The sequence below is a fragment of the Arthrobacter sp. genome, assembly GCF_031179385.1.
In the GTDB taxonomy this organism is placed as follows: Bacteria; Actinomycetota; Actinomycetes; order Actinomycetales; family Micrococcaceae; genus Arthrobacter_D.
Window position 1 is genome coordinate 1 of record NZ_JAPSHV010000165.1, and the last position, 4,449, is coordinate 4,449.

The window sequence follows — 4,449 nt, forward strand, 5'->3', positions numbered from 1 at the left end:
TTTTTGGCGGCGACTTCGTCGAAAACCTTCTCCATCAGAACGTTGCTGCGCAGGGCGTTTGATTTGTGCAGCAGCGTTACGTGTCCGGGGGTGCCCCGCTTGCGGCGCGCCCGCGCCTGCGAGAATGCGACGTCGAAGAGCTTCTCGCATGTGGCCCGGGTGATTGTCATACGGTCACTGGCACTCTCGTCGCTGGGCTCATGATGATCGGCCAGGCCCGCGAACATCCCTTCGGAGGTTTCACGGATGACGAGCATGTCGACGTTCTTCGCCTTGACAGGGCTCTCGACTCCCGGGAAAAGCCGAACCGGCCGAAGGGATGAGAAGAGCCCGTAGTGGGCCCGCATTTCAACCTGGGCGCCCAGTTCAAGGCCCTCGGGTCCGCGCACGTCCGGCAGCCCCATTGCTCCGAACAGTACGGCGTCCTTCTTGCCAATTTCATCCATATCGGCGGCAGTGATCTTTCGTCCGGTACGTCGGTACAGGTCTGCGCTGAAATCGTAGAACGTGTAGTTCAGCTTCAGCCCGTAGCGTGTTTCGCATTCCTTCAGTACCGACAGAGCCGCGTCGACGACTTCAGTTCCGATTCCGTCTCCGGGAATGACAGCGATGTCATAGTGAGTCATTGGTCTTCCTGCCTTGCTAAGTGCGCGCGCTCCGGCGCAGAGTGTCTGCCCCGGGACAGGAAGCCGCGCCTACGCGACAGCCTTTACCCAAGAGCCTTTCCCATCTGCTGGGAAGTCTTATTTGCTAAGTGGGAAGACGTTAGCAGAAGATGACTTGGCTCACAAGGCAAATTCGCGGTTGGGGACCTGAAGGTTGCAAGAAGGATTGACAGGGAGCCTTGGCAATGAGTTGTTGCGCGCATCACATTGCGCTGCTAATGTCTATCCGCTTGATGACAAGGTTCTCCCACACAGTGGGAACTACTCGGTAATTTTGCACTCAACGACGCAGGCAGGACAGACATGACGCAGCAACTCCACCTTGAGGGGAACTCCCTCCCGCTTCAAGGCATCCGTGTGCTGGAGCTCGGCAGCTTTATCGCTGGACCGTTCGCAGCCCGCATTTTTGGTGATTTCGGAGCTGAAGTCATCAAAATCGAGAAGCCGCAGGGCGGTGATGAGTTGCGCGACTGGCGCAAGACCCGGGGAACGACCTCAATGCTGTTCCGTACCATCGGCCGGAACAAGAAGTCCGTTGCCTTGGACCTGCGTTCCGAGGGCGGGCGTGAGGCGGTCAAGAAGATCGCGGCCCAGTGCGACGTGGTGATCGAAAACTTCCGTCCCGGAACCCTTGAAAAGTGGGGTCTTGGGCCGGACGTTCTTCAGGAGCTTAACCCCGGGATTGTGATGGTCCGGATCTCCGGCTACGGCCAAACCGGCCCCTATAAGAACCGCGCCGGGTTCGGCAGCTCCGCAGAGTCCTTCGCAGGTCTGCGCTATGTCACGGGCGAGCCGGACCGGCCGGCAGGGCGTGCGGCGGCCAGCCTGGGCGATACGGTCGCTGGCCTTTACGGGGTGATCGGCGCCCTGATGCTCATGCTCCAGAAAGCCCGCGGGCAGAAGACCGACAGCTCCCAGGTAGTCGACGTCGCACTCTACGAAGGCGTCTTCAGCCTCCTCGAATCGCTCGTCCCGGACTACGACGCGTACGGCATGGTCCGGAAGCGCACTGGCGGCGCCCTGCCCGGTGTCGTGCCCACCGGCTCCTACCTTTGCGGCGACGACCTCGAGGTCGTCATTGGGGGTAACTCAAACTCCGTGTTCGTCCGGCTCATGCGGGCGATCGGCCGGGACGACCTGGCCGAGGACGAAACCCTCCTTACTACCCAGGGCCGCGGTGCGCGCGAGGAAGAGCTGAACGGCGCCATCTCCGCCTGGACCGGCAGCATGCCCCTGGCTGAGGTCCTGGACAAGCTGGACGACGCCGGCGTCCCGGCGGGGCCCGTCTACGATGCGCCCAGCATCGCTGTGGACAAGCACTACCTTGCCCGCGACATGATCCAGACCCACGAGGTGGTCATCGAAAACGAACCCGAGCTGATCCGCTTCCCCGGCGTCGTTCCCAAGATCCCCGGCCATCAGGGCCAGGTCAAGTGGGTTGGCCCTGAACTGGGCCAGCACACCCAGGAGGTCCTCCAGGAACTCGCCGGGATGAACGCTGACGAGATCGAAGACCTCGGACTGCAGGAGGTGCGCTGAATGAAGGTGGACATCACCGACGTTTTCCTGCGTGACGGCCTGCAGGACGAACCGGTCATCGTTTCCACGGCCCACAAGCTGGAAATAGCCCAGGCCCTCATTGCCGCTGGAATCAAACGCATCGAGGCCGCATCCTTCGTGAATCCGAAGCGCGTACCGCAAATGGCCGACGCCGCCGAAGTCATCTCTTCGCTGCCGCACGTTGAGGGAATCACCTACACCAGCCTTGCCCTCAATGGGAAGGGCATCGAACGGGCCGTCGCCGCCGGCGCCACCGACATCCAGGTGGTCACATCCGCGAGCCAGGCGCACAGCAATGCGAATGCGGGGCAAGCCATCGAGGACGCTCTCGACGGCATCGGCGCTGCCGTTGCCCGGTACCCGGATACCCGTTTCTTCGCGGGCATTTCCACTGCCTTTACCTGCCCCTTCGAGGGCAGCATTGACCCCGAGTACCTGCTCCGCGTGGTCCGGGCCTTCTCGGACATGGGGATCAAGGACATCGGCCTGGCCGACACCCTGGGTACCACCCCCACCGAAAAGGTGCTGGCCAGCCTGAACCACGTCCGCGACGCCGAACCGGATCTGACTTACTACCTCCACCTGCACAACGCACACCACCAGGCATTGGCAACTGCGGGCGCTGCCGTAAGTGCTGGCGTCGTCCGCTTTGACGCCGCGCTGGCCGGCTACGGCGGGTGCCCCTTCGCACCCGGCGCCCACGGCAACATCGCAACCGAAGAGCTGGTCCGCTACCTGCACGATGCCGGCCACGAGACAGGCATCGACGAAGACCACCTGGCCGACGCCGTACGCCTTGCCCGCGACGTGGTATCGCACTCCCCCGCAGCGCTGCTGGACCCGGCGCGCTAAAAACTCCTGACCGACTCCCCCCTGCTCAACCACACAACGATCCGCTAACCCCCTCCACAAGAAACAGTTCCCACCCACCATTTCCGGAGACGATGATGTCAACAAACCCACGCACCACGGAAACTACCAGCGAACCAACGGATGACGCCATGAGCGAGACAAGCCCCGGCCCCGCCGGTGGTATTGAACACCCCGTCACCAAAACTGTGGGTGCCCGTCCGGGCACCCACTACCCTGGCCGCTTAGGATTCAATATCTCCAGCGTCCCTGCTCCCCTCTACCTCATCCTTGCGGGCCTCGTCCTCGCCGCAGCCCTTACCGGCAACCTTCCCGACACCATGGTGGTCGGATTTGCCGCGACCATGCTTCTCGGTGGACTGTTTATCTGGATCGGTAACCTGTTCCCGGTAGTCCGGGACTTCGGGCTGCCGACCGTCCTGTGCACCTTCGCACCCGCCACGCTGGCTTTCTTCGGTTTGGTGCCCGAGAACCTGGTCACCGTTGTGCAGAACTTCACCGACGGTCATGGCTTCCTGGACTTCTTCGTCATCGGCATCATCGCCGGCGCCATCCTCGGCATGCCCCGTGCACTGCTGCTGAAGGCAGGACCGCGCTTCGCAGTACCCATCATCGGTTGCCTCATCGCTACATTCGTCCTGGTCGGGCTCCTGGCAGCAGCGACCGGGTTTGGATTCATCGAAGGCATCCTCTTCATCGCAGCCCCCATCATGGCCGGCGGCCTGGGCGTTGGCGCCCTGCCGATGTCCGAAATGTACGCCGCGAAAACCGGTGGCGACTCCGCGGCCTTCATGGGTGACCTGATGTCCGCCGTCGTCATGGCCAACGTCGTGTGCATCCTCATCGCCGGAATCTATAACGGCCTGGGCAAGCGGAAAAAGCAGCTCTTCGTCGGCTTCAACGGCCACGGCCAGCTCCTGCGGATCAAGGGCCGTTCGGACGAACTCGCCGTTCCCCCGAAGCGGGAGACGTCCTCGTTCATCGCCCTGGGCAAAGGCCTGCTCATCGCCGGTGGACTCTTTGTCTTCGGTGAACTGATCGCAGCCCTCCTTCCCGGCGGCCTGCACCCCTACGCCTGGGCAATCATCGCGGCTGCCCTCGTCAAAATCTTCGGGCTGCTCCCCCGGGACGTCGAAGATTCCGCCGCCGACTGGGGCGACCTGATCGGCACCGTCCTCGTTCCCGCACTCCTGGTCGGCGTCAGCCTGACCTACATCAACATCACCGAAGTACTCGCCTCGCTGAGCAACCCGCTGTTCATCCTCCTGACCATCAGCACCGTCGTCATCGCCACCCTGACCTCGGGCATCCTGGGATGGCTGGTCAAGTTCAACTTCGTCGAAGCTTCCATCAC

At 62.6% G+C, this 4,449-nt stretch carries 4 protein-coding genes; 3 read left to right on the plus strand and 1 reads right to left on the minus strand.

The window, feature by feature from the left end; genetic code table 11:
* Nucleotides 1–626: isocitrate/isopropylmalate family dehydrogenase (locus RIF85_RS14675; RefSeq protein WP_309072641.1), on the minus strand; the 626-nt coding region annotated here is incomplete at its 3' end.
* Nucleotides 627–968: 342 nt separating this feature from the next.
* Here RIF85_RS14675 and RIF85_RS14680 point away from each other — a divergent pair.
* The 3 genes from RIF85_RS14680 to RIF85_RS14690 all read left to right on the plus strand — a co-directional run.
* Nucleotides 969–2,204, plus strand: a complete 1,236-nt coding sequence (locus RIF85_RS14680; RefSeq protein ID WP_309072642.1) for a CaiB/BaiF CoA-transferase family protein — start codon at nucleotides 969–971, stop codon at nucleotides 2,202–2,204.
* Nucleotides 2,205–3,077 (plus strand): hydroxymethylglutaryl-CoA lyase, encoded by an 873-nt coding sequence (locus RIF85_RS14685; protein ID WP_309072643.1) that lies wholly within the window; start codon nucleotides 2,205–2,207, stop codon nucleotides 3,075–3,077.
* A gap of 149 nt (nucleotides 3,078–3,226) precedes the next feature.
* Nucleotides 3,227–4,449, plus strand: a 1,223-nt coding sequence (locus RIF85_RS14690; protein ID WP_309072644.1) for a 2-hydroxycarboxylate transporter family protein, incomplete at its 3' end; no start/stop codon positions are given.

Bases quoted from the DNA above. Each gene is read 5' to 3' on its own strand.
- RIF85_RS14685 (WP_309072643.1), top strand. From the start codon at position 2,205: ATGAAGGTGGACATCACCGACGTTTTCCTGCGTGACGGCCTGCAGGAC.
- RIF85_RS14680 (WP_309072642.1), top strand. From the start codon at position 969: ATGACGCAGCAACTCCACCTTGAGGGGAACTCCCTCCCGCTTCAAGGC.